Annotated in this window: 20 protein-coding genes; 14 read left to right on the forward strand and 6 right to left on the reverse strand. The window is 68.3% G+C overall.

Features of this window, described 5'->3' with window-relative positions; translation table 11 throughout:
• Position 1 precedes the first annotated feature (1 nt).
• From E9232_RS28350 to E9232_RS28365, 4 genes are read left to right on the forward strand one after another with little or no spacing between them, the layout of a single operon-like run.
• A complete protein-coding gene (locus E9232_RS28350) occupies positions 2-1,048 on the forward strand; it encodes an ABC transporter permease (protein WP_309799887.1) in 1,047 nt (348 codons plus the stop codon).
• On the forward strand, positions 1,045-1,968 hold the full coding sequence (nikC, locus tag E9232_RS28355; RefSeq protein ID WP_309799888.1) for a nickel transporter permease: 924 nt from the start codon (positions 1,045-1,047) through the stop codon (positions 1,966-1,968). The genes E9232_RS28350 and nikC overlap by 4 nt, the downstream gene beginning before the upstream one ends.
• Entirely contained in the window at positions 1,965-2,840 is an 876-nt protein-coding gene (locus tag E9232_RS28360) for an ABC transporter ATP-binding protein (protein ID WP_309799889.1), read from the forward strand. Before nikC ends, E9232_RS28360 begins: the two co-directional genes overlap by 4 nt.
• Positions 2,837-3,589, forward strand: a complete 753-nt coding sequence (locus E9232_RS28365; RefSeq protein WP_309799890.1) for an ABC transporter ATP-binding protein — start codon at positions 2,837-2,839, stop codon at positions 3,587-3,589. The genes E9232_RS28360 and E9232_RS28365 overlap by 4 nt, the downstream gene beginning before the upstream one ends.
• 282 nt (positions 3,590-3,871) lie before the next feature.
• On the opposite strand, the gene E9232_RS28370 is transcribed toward E9232_RS28365, so the two are convergent.
• Genes E9232_RS28370 through E9232_RS28390 form a run of 5 tightly spaced genes read right to left on the reverse strand, consistent with a single transcriptional unit; the run spans position 3,872 to position 8,978 of the window.
• Positions 3,872-4,627, reverse strand: a complete 756-nt coding sequence (locus E9232_RS28370; RefSeq protein WP_309799892.1) for an ABC transporter ATP-binding protein — start codon at positions 4,625-4,627, stop codon at positions 3,872-3,874.
• A complete protein-coding gene (locus E9232_RS28375; RefSeq protein ID WP_309799894.1) occupies positions 4,624-5,478 on the reverse strand; it encodes an ABC transporter ATP-binding protein in 855 nt (284 codons plus the stop codon). Before E9232_RS28375 ends, E9232_RS28370 begins: the two co-directional genes overlap by 4 nt.
• The gene (locus tag E9232_RS28380; RefSeq protein ID WP_309799896.1) at positions 5,468-6,361 is read right to left on the reverse strand and encodes an ABC transporter permease; all 894 of its coding nucleotides are present in this window, start codon (positions 6,359-6,361) and stop codon (positions 5,468-5,470) included. Before E9232_RS28380 ends, E9232_RS28375 begins: the two co-directional genes overlap by 11 nt.
• On the reverse strand, positions 6,361-7,386 hold the full coding sequence (locus E9232_RS28385) for an ABC transporter permease (protein WP_309799897.1): 1,026 nt from the start codon (positions 7,384-7,386) through the stop codon (positions 6,361-6,363). Before E9232_RS28385 ends, E9232_RS28380 begins: the two co-directional genes overlap by 1 nt.
• A complete protein-coding gene (locus E9232_RS28390; protein ID WP_309799899.1) occupies positions 7,383-8,978 on the reverse strand; it encodes an ABC transporter substrate-binding protein in 1,596 nt (531 codons plus the stop codon). The genes E9232_RS28385 and E9232_RS28390 overlap by 4 nt, the downstream gene beginning before the upstream one ends.
• 132 nt (positions 8,979-9,110) lie before the next feature.
• Between E9232_RS28390 and E9232_RS28395 the strand changes: the two genes are divergently transcribed.
• The 4 genes from E9232_RS28395 (at position 9,111) to E9232_RS28410 (ending at position 12,742) form a co-directional block, all read left to right on the forward strand.
• Positions 9,111-9,851 carry a FadR/GntR family transcriptional regulator gene (locus E9232_RS28395; RefSeq protein WP_309799901.1) on the forward strand — a complete coding sequence of 247 codons (741 nt, stop codon included), beginning with the start codon at positions 9,111-9,113 and terminating at the stop codon, positions 9,849-9,851.
• 86 nt (positions 9,852-9,937) lie between these two features.
• On the forward strand, positions 9,938-10,933 hold the full coding sequence (locus E9232_RS28400) for a mannonate dehydratase (RefSeq protein WP_309799903.1): 996 nt from the start codon (positions 9,938-9,940) through the stop codon (positions 10,931-10,933).
• Between the two features lie 20 nt (positions 10,934-10,953).
• Positions 10,954-11,874: a 5-dehydro-4-deoxyglucarate dehydratase gene (kdgD, locus tag E9232_RS28405; protein WP_309799905.1), complete on the forward strand. Its 921-nt coding sequence runs from the start codon at positions 10,954-10,956 to the stop codon at positions 11,872-11,874.
• A gap of 163 nt (positions 11,875-12,037) precedes the next feature.
• On the forward strand, positions 12,038-12,742 hold the full coding sequence (locus tag E9232_RS28410; protein ID WP_309799909.1) for a GntR family transcriptional regulator: 705 nt from the start codon (positions 12,038-12,040) through the stop codon (positions 12,740-12,742).
• Between the two features lie 83 nt (positions 12,743-12,825).
• Here the strand turns inward: E9232_RS28410 and E9232_RS28415 are convergent, their stop codons facing one another.
• Positions 12,826-13,872 carry a mannonate dehydratase gene (locus tag E9232_RS28415; RefSeq protein WP_309799911.1) on the reverse strand — a complete coding sequence of 349 codons (1,047 nt, stop codon included), beginning with the start codon at positions 13,870-13,872 and terminating at the stop codon, positions 12,826-12,828.
• Between the two features lie 361 nt (positions 13,873-14,233).
• Between E9232_RS28415 and E9232_RS28420 the strand changes: the two genes are divergently transcribed.
• The 6 genes from E9232_RS28420 (at position 14,234) to E9232_RS28445 (ending at position 21,345) form a co-directional block, all read left to right on the forward strand.
• Positions 14,234-16,042 carry an ABC transporter substrate-binding protein gene (locus tag E9232_RS28420; RefSeq protein WP_309799913.1) on the forward strand — a complete coding sequence of 603 codons (1,809 nt, stop codon included), beginning with the start codon at positions 14,234-14,236 and terminating at the stop codon, positions 16,040-16,042.
• 328 nt (positions 16,043-16,370) lie between these two features.
• Positions 16,371-17,369, forward strand: coding sequence for an ABC transporter permease (locus E9232_RS28425; RefSeq protein ID WP_309799914.1), 999 nt, complete (start codon positions 16,371-16,373; stop codon positions 17,367-17,369).
• A gap of 12 nt (positions 17,370-17,381) precedes the next feature.
• Positions 17,382-18,290 carry an ABC transporter permease gene (locus tag E9232_RS28430; protein ID WP_309799917.1) on the forward strand — a complete coding sequence of 303 codons (909 nt, stop codon included), beginning with the start codon at positions 17,382-17,384 and terminating at the stop codon, positions 18,288-18,290.
• A gap of 47 nt (positions 18,291-18,337) precedes the next feature.
• Complete coding sequence (locus E9232_RS28435; RefSeq protein WP_309799920.1) at positions 18,338-19,324, forward strand: ABC transporter ATP-binding protein; 987 nt, start codon at positions 18,338-18,340, stop codon at positions 19,322-19,324.
• Position 19,325: 1 nt separating this feature from the next.
• Positions 19,326-20,330, forward strand: coding sequence for an ABC transporter ATP-binding protein (locus E9232_RS28440; protein WP_309799923.1), 1,005 nt, complete (start codon positions 19,326-19,328; stop codon positions 20,328-20,330).
• A gap of 52 nt (positions 20,331-20,382) precedes the next feature.
• On the forward strand, positions 20,383-21,345 hold the full coding sequence (locus E9232_RS28445; RefSeq protein ID WP_309799925.1) for a mannonate dehydratase: 963 nt from the start codon (positions 20,383-20,385) through the stop codon (positions 21,343-21,345).
• The last annotated feature ends 15 nt before the right edge of the window (positions 21,346-21,360 follow it).

Below are 21,360 nucleotides of genomic sequence, written 5' to 3' on the forward strand. Positions count from 1 at the left end.
GATGACGACGGTCGACGCCTTCAACCGGCCGGCGCGCTTCCTGCGCATGCGGCGCCTGTCGGGCCGCACCCTGTCGATCGTCGTCACCCTGGTCGGGCTGATGCTGCTGACCTTCGCCATGGGGCGGCTGCTGCCGGCCGACCCGGTGCTGGCGGTGACGGGGTCGGAGGTCGACAAGGCCACTTATGACCGGGTGTACCAGGAGCTCGGCCTCGACCAGCCGGTCTGGCAGCAGTTCCTGTCCTATGTCGGCCGGGTCGCGACCGGCGACATGGGCCGGTCGCTGACCACCGGACAACCGGTCTCGGCCGACCTCATGGCTGTCTTCCCCGCCACCATCGAACTCGCCCTCGTCGCCATCCTGTGCGGCACGCTGGTGGGGGTGCCGCTCGGCGTCGTCGCGGCGGTCAACCGCGGCAAGCCGATCGACCATGTGGCGCGGGTGGTCGGCTTGGCCGGCCATTCGGTGCCGATCTTCTGGCTCGGCCTGATCGCGCTGATCGTGTTCTACGCCAAGCTGCACTGGGTCGCCGCCTCGGGCCGGATCGACATCCTCAACGAAGGCATGGTCCCGCCGATCACCGGCCTCTTGCTGCTCGACACCGCGCTGCAGGGCGAATGGGACGTGTTCCGCGACGCGCTCGACCACATCATCCTGCCCGGCGCGATCCTCGGCTACTACTCGGTCGCCTATATCAGCCGCATGACCCGCAGCTTCATGCTGGAGCAGCTGGGCCAGGAATACATCGTGGCCGCCCGGGCCAAGGGCGTCTCGCGCCGGCGGATGGTCTGGGCCCATGCCTTCAAGAACATCCGCGTCCAGCTGCTCACCGTGCTCGCGCTCACCTTCGGCGGGCTGCTCGACGGCGCGGTGCTGATCGAGACCGTGTTCGGCTGGCCGGGGCTCGGCCAGTACCTCACCCGGGGGCTGAAGATGAACGACATGAACGTGGTGATGGGGGCGGTGCTGCTGATCGGCGTCGTCTTCCTCGCCATCAACATCATCTCCGACCGCCTCTACCGCATCCTGGACCCGCGCACCCGATGACGGCGACCTTCAACGTTCCCCAGGGCGGCCTGCGCGCCTGGCTCAAGGCGGATGCGCCGCGCACCGTCTTCCAGTCGGCGATGCAGCAGCTCTATCGCGGCTGGCGGCGCTTCGCCACGCATCCGCTCGGGCTGGCCGGGCTCGGCGTCATCCTGCTGCTGGTGATCGCCGCGATCGCGGCGCCGTGGCTCACTTCGTACGACCCGATCGCGCAGGATATGGTGAACCGGCTGCAGCCGCCCTCGGCGGCGCATTGGTTCGGCACCGACGAGTTCGGGCGCGACGTCTTCGCCCGGGTCGTCTACGGCGCGCGCACCACGATCTACATCATCCTGCTGGTCACCATCATCGTCGCGCCGATCGGCCTCTTGATCGGCGCCTGCGCCGGCTATCTCGGCGGCTGGGCCGACGAGATCCTGATGCGGGTCACCGACATCTTCCTGTCCTTCCCCGGCCTGGTGCTGGCGCTGGGCTTCGCCGCGGCGCTCGGCCCCGGCATCACCAACGCCATCATCGCCATCGCCCTGACCGCCTGGCCGCCGATGGCGCGGCTGGCGCGGGCCGAGGCGCTGAGCCTGCGGAAGGCCGACTTCATCGCCGCGGTGCGGCTGCAGGGCGCGTCGAAGACCCGCATCATCACCCACCACATCCTGCCGATGTGCCTGCCCTCGGTGGTGGTGCGCCTGACCCTGAACATGGCCGGCATCATCCTGACCGCGGCGGGGCTCGGCTTCCTCGGCCTCGGCGCGCAGCCGCCGCTGCCGGAATGGGGCGCCATGGTCTCCACGGGCCGCGAGTTCATGATCGACTGCCCCTGGGTGATCACCGCGCCCGGCATCGCCATCGCGGTGGTCAGCCTGGCCTTCAACCTGGCCGGCGACGCGCTGCGCGACGTGCTCGACCCGAGGTCCGGCGAATGAGCGACACCCCCCTGATCGAGGCCCGCAACCTGCGCATCGCCTTTGGCCGCGGCGCCGCTGCCGTGCCGGTGGTGCATGGCGTCTCCTTCACCCTCGGGCGTGAAAAACTCGGCATCGTTGGCGAATCCGGGGCCGGAAAATCGACCGTCGGCCGCGCCCTGATGAGGCTGCTGCCCTCCGCAGCCCACGTGACCGCCGACCGGCTCGCCTTCCGCGACACCGACCTGCTGGCGGCCAGCGAGCGGCAGATGATGGCCCTGCGCGGCCGGCGCATGGGGCTGATCCTGCAGGATCCGAAATACTCGCTGAACCCGGTGGTGCCGGTCGGGGAGCAGATCGCCGAGGCCTGGCGGCTGCACCATCGCGGCCGGGCCGGCGCGCGCGAGGCCAAGGAGCGGACGCTGGCGATCCTGGAGGCGGTGAAGATCCGCGACCCCGCCCGGGTCGCGCGCCTCTACCCGCACGAAATCTCCGGCGGCATGGGCCAGCGCGTCATGATCGCGATGATGCTGATCGCCGGTCCGGACGTGGTCATTGCCGACGAGCCGACCTCGGCGCTGGACGTCACCGTGCGGCTCGAGGTGCTGCATCTGCTCGACGAGCTGATCGAGAGTCGCGGCCTCGGCCTGATCCTGGTCAGCCATGATCTCAACCTGGTCCGCCGCTTCTGCGACCGGGTGGTGATCATGTATGCCGGCCGGGTGATGGAGACGCTGCGGGCCGCCGATCTTGACCGGGCCGAACATCCCTACACCCGTGGTCTCCTGGCCTCGCTGCCATCGATCCGCCACGGCCAGGACCGGCTGCCGGTGCTGCGCCGCGACCCGGCCTGGCTGGCCGGGGCCGCGGCTCCGGCGGGGGCGACGCCATGATCGAAGTGCGCGACCTCGGCGTGCGCTTCGCCGCCGATGCTCCGCCGGTGGTGGCCGGCGTCTCCTTCACGGTCGAGGCCGGCGAGACCTTCGGCCTGGTCGGCGAATCCGGCTGCGGCAAGTCGACGGTGCTGCGTGCCCTGGCGGGGCTGATCCCGGACCATGCGGGGGAGGTGCGGCTGGACGGCGTGGCCCTCCCGGCCCGACGGCCGCGCGGCTTCTTCAAGCGGGTGCAGATGGTGTTCCAGGACCCCTACGGGTCGCTGCATCCGCGCCAGACCATCCAGGCCCAGCTGCTGGAGCCGCTGCGCAACCAGGGGCTGGCCGGGGCCCCGGATGCCGTCGCCGCGGCGCTGGAGTCGGTCGGGCTGCCACAGACGGCCGCCTTCCGCTTCCCGCACCAGCTCTCCGGCGGCCAGCGCCAGCGGGTGGCGATCGCCCGCGCCCTGATGCTGCAGCCGGAGGTGCTGCTGCTGGACGAGCCGACCTCGGCCCTCGACGTCTCGGTCCAGGCCGAGATCCTGAACCTGCTGATGGACCTGCGGGCGCAGCGCAGCCTGACCTGCATCCTGGTCAGCCACGACCTCGCGGTGGTCGCCCATATGTGCCACCGCATCGCGGTGATGCAGGGCGGCCGCATCGTCGACGGCTTCGACGCCGCGACGCTCCGCGCCGGCACGCCGGCGCATCCCTATACCCAGGAACTGCTGGCGGCCAGCGAGGCCTATGGCGAAGGGGCGGCGGGGTAAGGGGACATGCCAAGGGCCGGAGAAGTCGTCCGGTTCGGGCTTCCAACCCCGTCATTGCGAGGCGCCAGGCTGGACCCATAAGTGTCAACCCAAGCCCTTATTCTGTCATGCCGCGGCTTGACCGTGGCATCCAGGGGCGGCTAGAGCGGCTCTTGATGGCCCCTGGATTGCCCGGTCAAGCCGGGCAATGACAAAAAAGGGGAGGCCAGAGAGCGCTATCCGTTCCTTGTCTTGACGCCGGTGGGGTCTCGCGATGACGGGTCGATGCCTCGTGTCGCCGCCTCACAAAAAGCTGTTCGCGATCAGCTCCCGCGTATAAGGCGCGGTGACGGTGCGGGCGCGCAGCGCGTCGGCGGACAGCTCCTCGACGCAGGCGCCCTCCTTCATCACCAGCACCCGGTCGCACATCTGCCCGACCACGGCGAGGTCGTGGCTGACGAAGACATAGGTCAGCCCGTGCTCCTCGCGCAGTTCCATCAGCAGGTTCAGGATCTCCGCCTGGATCGAGACGTCGAGGGCCGAGGTCGGCTCGTCCAGCAGCACGATGCCCGGCTGCAGCATCAGGGCGCGGGCGATCGCCACGCGCTGGCGCTGGCCGCCCGACAGCTGGTGCGGATAGCGGTCGGCGAAGGCCGCCGGCAGGCCCACCCGCGCCAGCGCCCCGGGCACATGGTCCCAAGGGTCGGGCAGGCCCATGGCGATCAGCGGCTCGGCCAAAGCGCGGCCGATGCGGTGCCGTGGGTGCAGCGACCCGTAGGGGTCCTGGAACACCATCTGCACCCGGGCCAGCTCGTCGCGGCTGCGCCGCGGCCCGACCGGCCGGCCGGCCAGCTCGACCCGGCCGGTCCAGCGCTGCTCCAGCCCGGCGAGGGAGCGCAGCACCGTCGACTTGCCGCAGCCGGATTCACCGACGATGCCCAGCGCGCCGCCGGCCTCGACCGCGAAGGAGACGTCCTTCACCGCATGCGCCGAGCCGCGGCGGGACTGGAAGCGCACGTCGAGACCCGTCACCCGGACCATGGCATCGCCGGGGGTCATCGGGCGGTCTCCTCGAAAGCGGCCAGCCGCGCCCGGTCGATCACCGGCAGCCGGTGGGGCCGCGGGCCGTCGAAGCCCGGCATCGAGGCGATCAGGCCCTGCGTGTAGGGATGGCTGGCTTCGTCGAGGGACCGCAGCTCCTCGACCACCCGGCCGGCATGCATCACCAGGATCCGGTCGCAAAAGCGCGCGACCATGCGGATGTCGTGGCTGATCAGGACGAGGCCGGAGCCGTTCTCGCGCACCAGCCCGTCCAGCAGGCTCAGCACGTCCTGGCGCACGCTGACGTCCAGCGCCGAGGTCGGCTCGTCGGCGATCACCAGCTTCGGCTTGTTCAGCAGCATCATCGCGATCATGGCGCGCTGGCCCATGCCGCCCGAGATCTCGTGCGGATACAGCCGCATGGCCCGCTCCGGATCCCGGATCCGGACATGGCCGAGCATCTCCAGCGCCGCCTTCCGCGCCGCCCGGTTGCCCAGCTTCAGATGCACCCGGGCGGATTCCGCGATCTGCGCCCCGATCGGCTTCACCGGGTTCAGCGAATAGCGCGGGTCCTGCAGGATCAGGGCCATGTCGCGACCGCGGATCCGGGTCATCTCGCGCTCGGACAGGGACAGCAGGTCGCGGCCCATGAAGCGCAGGGCGCCGGCCGTGACCCGCGCGCCCTTGGGCTGCAGCCGCATGATGGCACGGCCGGCCGTCGACTTGCCGGAGCCGGATTCGCCGACGATCCCCAACCGCTCGCGGCCCAGCGCGAAGCCGATCGCGTCCACCGCCCGGACCGGGTGGGCGGCCTCGCCGAACTCGACCGACAGGGTCTCGATCTGCAGCATCGGGGTTTCAGCGGACATGGCGGGGATCCAGCACGTCGCGCAGCGTGTCGCCCAGCAGGTTGAAGGCCAGGCTGGTGAGCAGGATCGCCAGGCCGGGCATCACCGAGACCCACCAGGCGTCGAGCATGAATTTGCGGCCGCTGGAGATCATCGCGCCCCATTCCGGCGCCGGCGGCTGGGCGCCGAGGCCGAGGAAGCCGAGGCCCGCCGCGGTCAGGATCACCCCGGCCATCGACAGGGTCAGACGCACGATCACCGAGGGGATGCACATCGGCATGACGTAGAGGCCGATGAGGCGGAGATGCGAGGCGCCATAGAGCCGCGCCGCGGCGATGTATTCGGCCTGGCGCACCACCAGCGTCTCGGCCCGGGCCAGCCGCGCGATCGACGGCCAGGCGGTCAGCGAGATGGCGACGATCGCGGTGCCGAGGCCGGCGCCCAGCGCCGCCGCGAAGGCCAGGGCCAGCACCAGCGAGGGGAAGGACAGGACGATGTCGGTCGCCCGCATCAGCACGGCGTCGACCCGGCCGCCGCAATAGCCGGCGACGACGCCGATGGCGAGGCCGATCGGGCCGATGATCAGCGTCACCGTGCCGACGATCTGCAGCGTGATCCGGCTGCCCCAGACCAGCCGGCTGAAGATGTCGCGGCCGAGTTCGTCGGTGCCGGCGAGATGGGCCCAGCCCGGCGGCTGCAGCACGTTGTTCAGGTTCTGCACCGTCGGGTCATAGGGCGCGATCCACGGGGCCAGGAGCGCGACCACCACGAGCAGGCCGATGAAGCCGAGCCCGGCCAGCCCCAGCTTCTCGCGCCGCAGGCGGCGCAGTGGCGCCGACCAGGCGCCGCCGGCGGGCAGCTGCGCCACCGCGGGCGCGACCGGCTGTTGCGCTGGTATCGACATCAGCGCGCCTCCCGGGTGCGGGGGTCGAGCGCGAGATAGGCGGCGTCGGCCAGGGCATTGAGGATCATGAAGATCACGCCGATCAAAAGGGTGCAGGCCAGGATGGCGTTCATGTCGCCGATCATCAGCGCGTTGGTCATGTACTGGCCGATGCCGGGCCAGGAGAACACGATCTCCACCAGCACCGCGCCCTCCAGCAGATGGCCGTAGGAGATCGCCAGGATGGTGACCAGCTGCACCGCGATGTTCGGCAGGATGTGGCCCCAGACCACGGCGGGCAGGCGCAGGCCCTTGGCCCGGGCGGCGATGATGTAGTCCTGGCCCAGCTGCTCCAGCGTGAAGCTGCGGGTCATGCGGACGATATAGGCCATCGAGGTGTAGGCCAGGATGCAGGCCGGCAGGATCAGGTGGCCCAGCGCGTTCCAGAAGATCTCGGTCTCGCCGGCCAGCAGGCTGTCGATCAGGATCGCGCCGGTGCGCGGCTCGACGATGTCCTCGTAGAACACGTCGATCCGGCCCGGCCCCAGGGCCCATTGCAGCCCGGCATAGAACACGATCAGCCCGACGATGCCGAACCAGAACACCGGCAGGGAATGGCCCAGCAGGGACAGCACCCGGGCGATCTGGTCCAAGAGCGTGTCGCGGTACAGCGCCGCCAGCAGGCCCAGCGGCACGCCGACGGCGACGCTGAGGATGATGGCCAGGGTGGCCAGCTCCAGCGTCGCCGGGAAGGCGGCGGCGAGGTCGGACAGCACCGGGTTGCCGGTCAGGATCGCTGTCCCCAGGTCGCCATGGGCCAGGGATTTCAGATAGACCCAGAACTGCTCCGGCACCGGCAGGTCCAGCCCCATCTTGGCCCGCATCGCCGCATAGGCCTGCGGGTCCGCCAGTTCGCCGACGATGGCACCCACCGGATCGGACGGCATCAGCCGCCCGATCACGAAGGTCAGGCACAGCAGCACGAACAGGCTGAGCATCAGGCTGAAGCCACGGCGCAGCAGCCGCAGCGGCAGGTCGCGGGTCATTCGGCCTTCTTCTTGACGATGTCGAGACGGACGCCGCGGAAGCCCTGGCCGACGAAGTTCTCGACATTGGCGGACACCACCACCGGCGAGAACCGCTCGAACATCGGCAGGATGGCCGGGCCGCTGGCCAGGAAGGTCTTCTGGATCTCGGTGTAGAGGGCCTCGCGCTTGGCGCGGTCCTCCTCGCCGCGGGCCTGGACCGTCAGCCTGGTCAGCTCCGGGATGTCCCAGGCCGACCGCCAGGTGAAGTAGCCGGAATTGCCGTCGGGCCCGTTGTCCGGATTGTACGTGAAGTTCTGCAACGACCCGATCGGATCCGCCATGTTGCCGCCGCCGGTCAGCGGCATCAGCAGGTCGAAGTCGCGGGCGCGGTGGGCGGCGATGATCTGGCTGCCGTTGCCCTGCTCGATCGCGACCTTGATGCCGATCTGGGCCAGCGAGGCCTGGATGGCGGTGGCAAGGTCGACGCGCGGGGTCTCGGCGATGGTCTTCAGCACCAGCGGGAAGCCGTCCGGGACACCCGCCTTGGCCAGCAGCGCCTTGGCCTTGGCGACGTCGAGGGTGTAGCCGGGGTCGGGCAGGGCGGTCGGGTAGTTCTCCGGCACCGGCACTTGGCGGACGCGGCCATAGGGGCCCATGATCGTCTTCTGCATGCCGGCATAGTCCAGGCCCCAGGCGATGGCGCGGCGGACATCCGGATTGGCCAGGTACTGGTTCTGGGTGTTCATCGCCAGGACGTAGAAGCCGCCGGTCGGCACCCGCTGGGTGACGAAGCCGGGCTTGCCGTCGAAGGCGGCGATGTCGGAGGCGGCGAGGGCCGTGGCCACGTCGATGTCACCGCGCTCCAGCAGCAGGCGCTGCACCTGGCTTTCCGCGATGTGGCGCACCGCCACCCGCTTCATCGCCGGCGCGCCGCCCCAGAAAGCGTCGTTGCGGTCCATCAGGATGATCTCGTTCGGCGACCAGCGGCGCAGCACGAACGGGCCGGACCCGGCGGAATTGGCGCGCAGCCAGGCATTGCCGAAATCGCCATTGGCCTCGTGCTTGCTGGCCTCGACCTTGTCGATCACGGCGCCGTTGTTGCCGGACAGGGCGAACAGCACGAATTCGGCGATGGTGCCTTCCGGGAGCTTCAGGCGGAAGGTCTTGGGGTCGACCACCTCGAGCATGCTGTCGATGTTGGTGTCGTCATAGCCGTAGGGCTTCCACAGCGATGCCGCGGCCTGGTTAAGCTTGACCATCCGCCGCAGCGACCATGCCGCATCCTCGGCCGTGACCGGGTTGCCGCTGGCGAATTTGGCGTCGCGCAGGTGGAAGACGATGGATTTGCCGTCGATGTCCCAGCTTTCGGCCAGCTGCGGCACCAGCTTGGTCGCGTCGTTCGGATCGGTCGAGACCAGCCGGTCGTAGATGTTGGATGTGATCAGCCAGGATCCGGATTCGGTGGCCTGGCCGGGGTCCAGCGACAGGACCTGCGCCAGCGACGCCCCGATCACCAGCTGGTCGGCCGGCGTCTTGGCGGCGGCGCCGCCACCCCAGGCCGGCGCCAGCGCGACCGCCAGGGCCAAGAGCCCCTGTTTCCACCCTCCCATGGTGTCCTCCCCATTTTTAGTATGATGTCTGTTGTATGATGACTTATCATCCGCCATCTTGACTTCGCAAGAGTCAAATGTGTGACTGGCCAACGGATGGGCGGCACGCGCCCGGACAGCCCAGGAGGAGCGGTGCCGAACCCGATCGGACTCGAAGCCGCAACGCCGCGCCGCCGCGACAAGCTGGCGGTCGCGGTGGTCGAGGCCCTGCACCAGCGCATCGCCAATGGCGCGCTGCCGGTGGGCGCCAGGCTGCCGACCGAGCAGCGGCTGATCGAGGAGTTCAACGTCAGCCGCACCGTGGTGCGCGAGGCCATCGCCGAGCTGCGCGCCAAGGGGCTGGTCGAGCCGCGGCAGGGGATCGGGGTGTTCGTGACCCCGTCGGCCGAACCCGCGCCCGGCCTGCTGTCGGGCGACTTCACCCGGCTGTCGGAAGTGCTGGAACTGCTGGAGTTCCGGACCGGGGTGGAGGTCGAGGCGGCCGGTCTGGCGGCCTTGCGCCGGTCGTCGCGGCAGGAGGGCGAGATCCTGCTGGCGCATGAGCGGGTGATCGCCGCGGTCGACAGCGGCAGCAATGCGGTCGATGCCGATTTCGCGCTGCACCTGGCGATCGCCGCCGCCACCAACAACCACTTCTACAGCGACGTCCTGACCTATCTCGGCCAGCGCACCATCCCGCGCAGCCGGCTGGGCGATTCCGCCGAGGCGACCACCGCCTATCTGCGCAAGGTGATCGCCGAGCATGCCCGGATCATCGAGGCGATCGAGCGCCAGGACCCGGATGCCGCCCGCCTGGCGATGCGCCACCACCTGACCGAAAGCCAGCGCCGCTACCGCGGCCTGGGCGGGCTGCCAGCCGACTCCGCCTCCTGACCGGACGGGGCGCGTTCCGGCTTGTCATCAGTCGTATGATGTCATATTAGCCTACCAACGAAGCCGATCGCAGGGAGGGTGCGGGCATGTATCTCGGAACGCAGAACGGGGTTCGCGACGACGACGATCTCAGGGTCATGGCCCAGCTCGGCGTCCGCCACCTCAACGACAATCCGCCCGGCAACCCGCATGACTGGTCGCTGGACGTGCTGTTGCGCCATCGCGAGAAGCTCGAGAGCTTCGGCCTGGTGCTGGACATGGTGCAGCTGCCGCTCGGCTCGCGCCCGATCGAGCAGTCGCACAGCCCGGACATCCTGTCGGCCGGGCCGGACCGCGACCGCCAGATCGACTCGATCTGCCGCCTGATCGAGAACATCGCCCGGGCCGGCATCCCGGCCGCCAAGTACAACCTCAACATCATCGGCATCCCGCGCACGCCGGACGAGCCGGGGCGCGGCGGGTCGCTGAACGCCTCCTTCCGCTGGGACAAGGCCGACCACGACGCGCCGCCGACCCTGGTCGGCACCCTGTCCGAGGACGAGAACTGGGAGCGGATCGACTATTTCCTCGAGCGGGTGATCCCGGTCGCCGAGGCGAACAAGGTCCGGCTGGCCTGCCACCCGCACGACCCCTACACCCCGCCCGGCTATCGCGGCGTCACCCGGGTGCTGGGCACGGTCGAGGGGCTGAAGAAGTTCGTGCTGATGCGCGAGAGCCCCTATCACGGCCTCAACTTCTGCCAGGGCTCGGTCGGCGAGATGCTGGAAGACCCAAGGACCGAGATCGACGACGTGATCCGCTGGTTCGGCAGCCGCGGCAAGATCTTCAACGTCCATTTCCGCAACATTCGCGGCGGCAAGCTCTCCTTCATGGAGACGTTCCCGGATGAGGGCGACATGGACATGTGGCGGTCGATGAAGCTCTACGCCGAGCTCGGCTATCCCTACATGGTGATGCCGGACCATGTGCCGACCATCAGCGGCCGCGACCCCGAGGGCGTCGCCTTCGCCTTCTGCTACGGCTACCTCGCCGCCCAGCTCGAGGCGCTGAGCCAGCTCTATCCCGGGTCCGTGACCCGCTGATCCAATCCGACGAGGCTTCCATGGATCCTCTTCAGCTCAAGGGCGCCCTCTCTGCGGGCCTCCTGTCCTTCCCCGTGACCCATTTCGGGCCCGACCTGGAGTTCGACCGCACCGCCTATGAGGCGCATGTCGGCTGGCTCGGCGGGTTCGAGGCGGCGGTGCTGTTCGCCGCCGGCGGCACCGGCGAGTTCTTCTCGCTGACCCCGACGGAGGTGCCGGAGGTGGTGCGCGCCGCCAAGGCCGCCGCCGGCGCCACGCCGATCGTCTCCGGCTGCGGCTACGGCACCCGCATCGCGGTCGAGATCGCCCGGGGCGCCGAGGCGGCGGGGGCCGACGGCATCCTGCTGCTGCCGCCCTATCTGATGACGGCGGAACAGGCGGGGCTGTACGCCCATGTGAAGGCGGTGTGCGACGCGGTCGGCATCGGGGTCATCGTGTACAACCGTGACAATGCGGTGCTGTCGGCCGACACCATCGCCCGGCTGTGCGATGCCTGCCCGAACCTGGTCGGCTTCAAGGACGGCCACGGCCAGGTCGACCTGGTGCTGGAGATCACCCGCCGGATGGGCGGCCGCCTGGCCTATATCGGCGGCATGCCGACCCATGAGGTGTTCGCCGCGCCCTATTTCAGCGCCGGCGTGACGACCTATTCGTCGGCCGTGTTCAACTTCGTGCCGGAGCTGGCGCAGCGCTTCTACCGCGCCCTGCGCGATGGCGACACGGCCACGACCGACGCGCTGCTGCGCGACTTCTACTATCCGCTGCTGGCGATCCGGAACCGCGGCAAGGGCTATGCCGTATCGATCATCAAGGCCGGCCTGGCCGCGATCGGCCGCCCCGCCGGCCCGGTGCGCCCGCCGCTGACCGACCTGAAGCCGGAGGAGATGGCGCAGCTGCGCGACCTGCTAGCCCGGCATGTCGAGGCCGCTGTCCCAGCCTGAAGGCGGCGCCGTCTGGCCTGGGACCGGCTGCCGGCGTCGGGCGTGTTTCAGACTCGACATTTCGCGTCAACTCCGACAAGGATCGTACACGAAATCCGGAGGATCGCGTGTCGAGTCCCGAGGCTGGACATGCTGGGCCCTGCAATGTGGCCCGGCACGGTCCATGAGCGTCATTCCTGATCTGGACCAGCCGGCCTTCCAGGCGCCGGACCGCGAGGCTTCGGTCTATGAGGCGATCCGCGAGGACATCATCTCGGGCCTCATCCCGGCCAATGCCCGGCTGATCGTCGCCGATCTGGCCGAGCGGCACGGCACCTCGACCAACCCGGTGCGCGAGGCGCTGCAGCAGCTCCGCGGCGAGGGCTTCGTGGTGATGACGCCCAATCGCGGGGCGCGCGTGCGGCCGATCGACGAGGATTTCATCCGCGACATCTATGAAATCGAAGTCCTGATCGAGCCGGCGCTGACGCGCTGGTTCGTCGGCATCGCCACCGATGCCGACATCGCCGAGCTGGAGGCGCTCCACGCCGAGATGCTGCGGATCAATTATTCGGACCCGGTGCGTCACGGGCGGCTCGACACCCAGTTCCACCACACGATGTACGAACGCCACTACAACCGGCACGCGGTCGATCTGTGGTGGAAGCACCGCGAGATCCTGCGCGCGATCAGCCGGCGGCATCCGACCTCGCTCGGCCGCCAGGCCGCGGTGATGCGGGAGCACGGGGAGGTGCTAGACGCGATCAAGGCCCAGGACGCGGATGCGGCGGCGGCGGTTCTCGCCCGCCATGTCGAAGGATCCGGCCGCCACATCATCGAGCAGATGCGCGCGGCGCGGCGCAGCGGACAGAAGACCAAGGTGGAGTAACCACCGGACCAGCTTCGGGAGGTGATGCTGTGACTTGTGCGGGGAGAGGACGGCCTTCTCAGGTCAGGAAGGCCTCTCCGACGTCAGGCGGCCCGTTCGGCCATGCGCAGGAGCCCCTGCATGTAGCCGATCGCGTGGGCGCGACCCCGATGGTTCCAGTCGGTGTCGTCGTCCATATGCGGGACATGGTCGTCCAGCAGGAAGCCGGTGAAGCCGCTCTTGCGCAGCAGCGCCATGGCCTCGCCGGGATCGAAATTCCCTTCGCCGATGAAGCATTCGATGAAGTCCGGCACCGTGCCCTGCACGTCGCGGAAATGGACGTAGAAGATCCGCCCCTTCGGCCCGAAATACGTGATCATCTCCCGCACATTCGCCGCGCCGCCGGGCATCTCCGAGCAGCAGCCGAGACACAGGTCGAGGCCCCAGGAGGGGCTGTCGGCATAGCGGGCATGGGCGCGCTTGAAATCCGCCGGGTCCTTGAAGATGCGGGCGACGCCGCCCAGCATCGGCACCGGCGGGTCGTCGGGATGCAGCGCGATCTTCACCCCAGCCTCCTGGGCGGCGGGCAGAATCGCATCCATGAAATAGGTGTAGTTCGCCCACATCGCCTCGGCGGTGACGACGCCGTCCGCCGTGTCGAAGAGCGGCATCGAGTCCGGCCGGCCCAGCGTCGTCGGCATGAAGCGTCGCCACTCCGCCTTGGTGGTGCCCTCGACCTTGGCCATCTCGAACCGGGTGTTGCCGGCGCCGCCGCGGCCGGGGGCTTTCCGGTCGGTGCGCCAGACCGAATTCGGCATGAAATGCAGGCCCAGGATCGGCACGCCGGCGCGGCCGACAGCGCGCAGTGTCCGGCAGTAGTTCTCGATCTGCTCGTCGCGCCCGGGAAGGCCGAGCATCGCCTTGTTGTAGAAATGGGTCGGCACGTTCTCGATGGCCTCGAAGGTCAGGCCGGCCGCCTCGACCGTCTCGACCAGCCGGCGGATGTCCGTCTCCTCCCAATACGCGTCGCCCGGCAGCGTCGGATTGTTCATCTGGATGCCGGTGACGCCGATCTGGGCGGCGAAGCGCAGCTTCTCGTCCGTGAGTTCATGGAATTGGCCCACGGCGACGCGCATGGCGGGGGCTGGCATCGGTCTTCTCCATCTCATGAGCGTGATGGCAACAGAGGGGGCTGCCGAAAATAGCGATGTCAGAGGATCATTGACGGTTGAGCCTGCCGTGGAACTGACCTAGGCTATCGACAAAATATACAAGATGCGAATTGCTTGGCGATGGGCAATATCGCTGAAGGAGGAAGAACACAGGAAGCCAACGGGCATTGTGCTTTCGGACATGAGATTTGTCGGGATTCGATTGACGACTGTCGATCGGGCCATGAGGCCTTTTGACTTCGAGAGGGTAGGGGGCGTGCGTCGTCGCGCCGGAAGAGCTCCATAAGGTGCAAAGGCGACATTTGCACCATTCGACAATCACAGGGAGGAGGTCTGTCCTATGGTCAGTCTGAAACGCCTTGCCGGCCAAAGCCTCGCCGGCCTTGCGCTCGTCGCGGCGGCGATATTCGCGCCGGCCGCGTCGTTCGCGCAGAGCGCCGGCCTGCCGGCGGCGCAGGAAATCACGCCCAAGGGCGCGCTGCCGGACGTGCCCCGCAACCAGACGCTGATCCTCGGCTGGGGCGTCGCCGGCGGCACCTCGGTCGGCACCACCAACCCCTGGGTGCTGCCGGGCTACACCCATCAGGAAGGCAACAACCTGCTGTTCGAGCCGCTGATGTACTTCGCCATCTTCAAGGGCGAGTTCGTGCCGTGGCTGGCCGACAGCATGGAATACACCACGCCGGACTTCAAAACGCTGGAAATCAAGCTCAACAAGGACGCGAAGTGGAGCGACGGCAAGCCGGTCACATCGAAGGACGTGGTCTACACCTTCGAAGGGCAGATGAAGTATGACACGCTGCCCTACCACGCCCATTTCGAGCAGTTCGTCGACAGCGTCAGCGCCAAGGACGACCTGACCGTCGAGGTCAAGTTCAAGCAGCCGGCGCCGCGCTTCAAGTTCGAGGTGCTGACCGAGAAGTTCGACACCGGCCTGCCGATCGTGCCGGCGGAATGGGAAGCCGCCCAGCCGAACCCGACGGCGGCCGTCGGCCTCGATGCCATCCCGCATTCCGGGCCCTACAACGTGGTCGCCTGGAACGCCAACCAGAAGATCATGGATTTGCGCCCCGACTGGTGGGCGGTGAAGGCGGGGCGGATGGCCCAGCCGGCGGTCAAGCGCGTCGTCATCGTCAACGTGCTGAACCAGCCGATCGACACGGTGGCGCAGCGCCTGGTGAACAACGAGTTCGATTCCTCGGTCGACATGCGCGCCCAGGTGATCGGCAACATCGTCGAGCAGAACAAGGACATCCAGTCCTGGACGGGCACGGAATCGCCCTATGGCTATCTCGACTGGTGGCCGAACTCGCTGTGGATGAACACTCAGCTGGCGCCCTACAGCGATCCGCGGGTGCGCAAGGCGATCAGCCTGGCGATCGACCGCGACCGCATCAACGAGGTGCTCTATGACGGCGCCAAGATCGCGACGATCTATCCGTTCCCGCTGTATCCGAACCTGCAGAAATTCGCCGACTCCCCAGCCGTGAAGGCGGAGGAGGAGAAGTACCAGCCCGGCAAGTTCGACGTCGCGGAGAGCGAGAAGCTGATGACCGAGGCCGGCTTCAGCAAGAACGGCGACGGGCTGTGGGCGAAGGACGGCAAGACCCTCGACGCCACCATCCAGGCCTTCGAGACCATCCATGGCGACATCGCCCCGATCCTGGCGGAGATGCTGCGCCAGGCCGGCTTCGACGCGAATGTCAACTTCGGCACCGACGCGTTCCAGAACATGGTTGACGGCAAGGCCGGCCTCTATCTCTTCGGCCACGGCGCCAGCCTCTACGATCCGTTCGAGGCCCTGAACCTCTTCCACGGCAAGTACAGCAACGCGAACGGGTCGGCGGGGGGCGCGAACCGCTTCTCGCGCTACAAGAATGCCGAATTCGACAAGATCCTGGACGAGATCTCGCCGCTCGACTCCAGCGATCCGAAATTCCAGGAAGGCGCGGCGAAGGCGCTGGGCATCTACTGGCGCGACACGATCGACGTGCCGGTGATCCAGTGGCTGCACCGGATTCCCTACAACAACCACTACTGGAAGGGCTGGCCCAGCGCCACCAACCTCGCCGGCGGCACCAACGGCGCCTTCTGGGCCCATACCGGCCTGCTGGTGATCACGGCGCTGCAGCCGTCGGGCGCCAAGTAGTCGTCCGACTGCGAAAGGTGCGCGCCGCCGGCGCGCACCTCCTGAACGGTCCCTAGAGCAGAGTGAATTGAGGTCCGGTCGTGTTCGGGTTTGACAGGATGTCGAGCGTCTTCGCGTTGCCTCTCCCGCCTGGCGGGAGAGGTCGGGCTCGCGCAGCGAGACCGGGTGAGGGCGGGCACAGGCCTCGGCAAAGAGCCCTCACCCGGAGCCGCTTCGCGTCTCCGACCTCTCCCGCAAGCGGGAGAGGCAACGCCTTACCGCCTCGATGCGATCGGAAGACCCGATCTGGTCTGAAATCATCCCACTCCAAGACAGCAGGATCGCCCCAGTGACCGTCAAGCTCATCATCCGGCGTCTTCTGTTCCTCGTCCTGGTGGTCTGGGCGGCCTCGACCATCGTCTTCCTCATCCCGCGGCTGTCGAGCCGCAACGCGTTGCGCGAGCGGTTCGGCGAGCTGGCTCGCACCGGCGGCTTCTCGCCCCAGGATCTGGAGAAGATCATCGCCTCGATGCAGCAGCAATTCGGCCTCGAACAGCCGCTGTACCAGCAATACTGGCACTATCTCGGCAACATCCTGCGGATGGATTTCGGCTATTCGCTGTACCGCTATCCCTCGACCGTGTCCGAGGTGATCGCGCAGTCGCTGCCCTGGACCATCGGTCTGCTGCTGGTCACCACCATCCTCAGCTTCATCATCGGCAACCTGCTCGGCGCCGTCGCCGCCTGGCCGCGGGCGCCGCGCTGGCTGCGGGCCTTCGCCGCGCCCTTCATCCTGCTGACCGGCGTGCCGCCGGTGATCATGGCCATCCTGCTGCTGTTCTTCATCGGCTTCCGGCTGAAATGGCTGCCGCTCGGCGGCGCCTATTCCGCCGGGGTGGTGCCGAACCTGTCCTTCGGCTTCGCCTTCGACATGCTGCAACATCAGGTGCTGCCGGCGCTGGCCCTGATCCTGGGCTCGGTCGGCGGCTGGGTGCTGTCGATGCGCGGCATGGGCGTCACCATCCAGGGCGAGGACTACGTCAACTTCGCCGAGCACAAGGGCCTGACCGGCGGCCGCATCTTCCGCGATTATTATCTGCGCAACGCGATGCTGCCGCAGGTGACCGCGCTGGCCCTGGCGCCCGCCGCCATCGTCACCTCGGCGATCATCGTCGAGGGGCTGTTCGGCCTGCCGGGCATCGGCAGCGCGCTCAACCTCGCCATCCGCGCCAACGACTTCCCGACCATCTACGGCATCGTGGTGTTCATCACCATCGCCGTGGCGGTGCTGATGACCGTGGTCGAGTTCCTGTACCCGCTGCTCGACCCCCGCGTCCGCAATTCGTGAGGAGCGTGAGACATGACGATCGCCGCGCTCTCGCCCTCCGCCGAACCCGTCTTCCAGCGCCCCGGCCGCGTTGTCCTGGTGCTGCGCTACCTGCGCCGCAACAAGGGGCTGGCGCTGGGCGTGCTGATCCTGCTCGGCCTCATTGCCTTCACCATCGTCGGGCTGCTGACGATCAATCCGAAGGACGCCTATCCGCTGTCGGTGGCGGTGAAGAAGCCGCCGAGCCTGAAATATCCGTTCGGCACCGATTTCTTCGGCCGCGACCTGTTCTCCGCCATGGTCGTGGGCATGTGGCAGACGGCCCTGATCGGCTTCATCGCCGGCGGCCTGGGCACGCTGATCGGTGTCGTGCTCGGCTTCATCGCCGCCTATTTCCGGGGCTGGAGCGACGCCGTGATCCGCACGGTCTGCCAGATCCTGACGCCGATCCCGGTCCTGCTGATCCAGGTCGTCATCGCCGGGTCGCTCGACAAGCGCGACGTCACCATTCTGACCATGGCGCTGATCGTCGTGCTGCTGGCCTGGATGGGGCCGACGCTGGTGATCCGCTCCCAGGTGCTGACCATGAAGGAACGGCAGTTCGTCGCCGTGGCCAAGCTGTCTGGCGTCAGCGACCTCGGCATCATCTTCAAGGAGATCCTGCCCTGCCTGCTGCCCTTCATCGCGGCGGCGTTCGTGGCGCAGGTGTTCTCGGCCGTGTTCGCCGCCTTCTACCTCGCGGTGCTCGGGCTCGGGCCGCTGCGTGAGCCGCTCTTGGGCAACATCATCTGGGCGGCGCAGTCGCAGGGCGCCTTCTTCAACGGCTGGTGGTGGTGGCCGATCATCCCGTCGGTGGCGATGATCCTGATCCTCGGCTCGCTGGCCCTGATCAATATGGGCCTGGACGAGCTGGCCAATCCCCGCGTGCGCAGGACGGAGTGACGGCGATGGATACGACGCTCGCGCCGCCCCGGGACCGGAGGAAGGCCATGCCGGCCGCAACGACGGAAGCCGTTCCCGTCCTCGACGTCCGCAACCTCGAGGTCACCTACTACACCGATTCCGGCCGCGCCCGGGCGCTGGACGATGTCAGCTTCACCCTGCGTGCCGGCGAGAAGCTGGGCATGGTCGGCGAATCCGGCTCGGGCAAGAGCACGCTGGCGCTGGCCATGATGCGGATGATCAAGCCGCCGGGCCGGATCGAGGGTGGCGCGGTGATGGTCGGCGGCGCCGACCTGATGGCGTTGGACGCCGAGGGGATGCGCCAGGCGCGCCTGTCCCGCATCGCCTATATCCCGCAGGGGGCGATGAACTCGCTGAACCCGGTAACCCGGATCGGCGCCCAGATGGTCGACGCGGTGAAGTCGCATCTGCCGGGCGAAGCCCGCGGGGCGATCGAGGCGCGCTGCAAGCGGGCGCTGCAATCGGTCGATCTCGATGCCGGCGTCTACCGCATGTATGCGCATGAGCTGTCCGGTGGCATGAAGCAGCGTGTCTGCATCGCCATCGGCATCCTGCTCGACCCCCACGTCATCATCGCCGACGAGCCGACCAGCGCGCTCGACGTCGTCACCCAGCGCCAGGTGATGGAGACGATCGACAATGTCCAGAAGGCGATCAACGCGGCGGTGATCCTGATCGGCCACGACATGGGCCTGATGGCGCAGTTCGTCGACAAGGTCGCGGTGATGTATGCCGGGCGGCTGGTCGAGGTCAGCACGGTCCGCGAGATGTTCACGGACCCCAAGCACCCCTATTCCCAGGCGCTGATCGACAGCCTGCCCAGTCTGGAGAACAAGGGCGTGTTCCGCGGCATTCCCGGCCTGGCGCCGTCGCTGTTGCGGCTGCCCGGTGGCTGCGCCTTCCACCCGCGCTGCGACAAGGCCATGGCCGTGTGCAGCACGACCCGGCCCGAGCAGATCATCCTGGCCGGCGGCCGCGGCGTGACCTGCCACCTCTATGACGGGGACGCCTGAGATGGCCGATCTGCTGCGGCTCGAGAACGTCTCGAAGACCTACACACGCGGGCTGGTCCATGCCCACCTTACGACGGCGCTGCGCGACATCTCGCTGACGCTGAAGGAGGACGAGCCGACCATCCTGACCGTGGCCGGCGAAAGCGGCAGCGGCAAGACCACGCTGGCCATGCTGCTGCTCGGCTTCATCGCGCCGACGACCGGCCGCATCATCTATCGCGGCAAGGATGTCTCGACCCTGCGCGGCAAGGAGAAGATGGCCTATCGCCGCGAGGTGCAGGCGGTGTTCCAGGACCCGTTCGCCGTGTTCAACCCGTTCTACACGGTCGACCATCTGCTGACCGTACCGATCCGGAAGTTCCGCCTGGCGGCATCGAAGGCCGATGCGCGCGCTAAGATGGAGGAGGCGCTGACCGCCGTCGGGCTGCGGCCGGAGGACATCCTCGGGCGGTTCCCGCACCAGCTGTCCGGCGGCCAGCGCCAGCGCATCAACGTCGCCCGCGCTTTGCTGCTGAAGCCGCGGCTGCTGATCGCCGACGAACCGGTGTCGATGGTCGACGCGTCGCTGCGCGCCACCATCCTCGAAACCCTGCGCAACCTGCAGCGCGACCATGGCGTGTCGATCATCTACGTCACCCACGACCTCACCACCGCCTACCACATCGCCAAGTCGATCATCGTGCTCTACCGCGGCGCGGTGATGGAGGCGGGGGATGTCGACCAGGTGATCAAGGATCCGCAGCACCCCTACACCCAGCTGCTGGTGGATTCGATCCCCTGGCCCAATCTCGACCGCCGCTGGGGCGCCCAGCCGATCCAGGCGCGCGACGCCGCCATCGGCGCCGGCGGCTGCCGCTTCCGGTCCCGCTGCCCGCAGGCGATGGAGGCCTGCGCGGCGGAGCCGCCGCTGTTCCGGATCGGCGATCGCCAGACCGCCTCATGCTTCCTCTACGACCGGCAGCCGCAGGTCGCGCAGGAGCGGCTTTCGGAACTGCTGCCCGCCTGAACCTCAACCATCCGCCCTTCACCCGCCCAGCCTCTCCGGGATCCTCACGACCATGCTCGAGATCGCCGAATTCATCAGCCCCACGCCGACGCCCGTCTGGAAACTGGCAAAGCAGGCCGGGGTGGACCTCGCCGTGGGCGGCTTGCCGCCCGACGACCTGCTGCAGGGCGAGGCGCCGTGGGATCTCGCGCCGCTGCAGCGCCTGAAGCAGCGCTACGAGGACGCCGGCTTCACCCTGAAGGTGATTGAGGCCCGGCCGCCGCTGAACCTGGCGAAGCGCGGCCTGCCGGGGCGCGACGCGGAGATTGCGACGGTCTGCACCCTGCTGCAGAACATGGGCCGGCTCGGCATCCCGGTGTGGTGCTACGAGTGGATGACCGACTTCAATTGGGTGCGCACCAACCTGGCGACGCCGTCGCGCGGCGGGTCGGTGGTCACCAGCTTCAACCTCGCCGACGTGCCCGCGGACCTGACCAGCAACCCGCCGATCAACGAGGACGCGCTCTGGGTCAACCTCGAATACTTCCTGAAGAAGGTGCTGCCGGTCGCGGAGACGGCCGGGGTGAAGATCTCGATGCACCCGGATGACCCGCCGCTGTCGCCGATCCGCGGCGTTGGCCGGATCATGCGCAGCATCGACAACTACCGTCGCCTGGTCGAAACCGTGCCCAGCCCGATGAACACGATCACGCTGTGCCAGGGCAACTTCACGCTGATGACCGACGACCTGCCCGGCGCCATCCGCGGCTTCGGCAAGGCGATCTCTTTCGTCCATTTCCGCGACGTGCAGGGCACGCCGGAGGCGTTCCGCGAGACCTGGCACGACGCCGGCAAGACCGACATGCTGGCCTGCATGCGCGCCTATCGCGACATCGGCTTCGACGGCGTGCTGCGCCCCGACCATGTGCCGACGGTGGAGGGCGACAGCAACGATCATGCCGGCTACTCCGCCTTCGGGCGGCTCTACGCCATCGGCTACATCCGCGGGCTGCATCAGTCCGTCTACGGCTCCTGAGCGGGGGAGAGCAGG

The sequence above is a fragment of the Inquilinus ginsengisoli genome (genome assembly GCF_031453975.1).
Taxonomy (GTDB): Bacteria; Pseudomonadota; Alphaproteobacteria; order DSM-16000; family Inquilinaceae; genus Inquilinus; species Inquilinus ginsengisoli_A.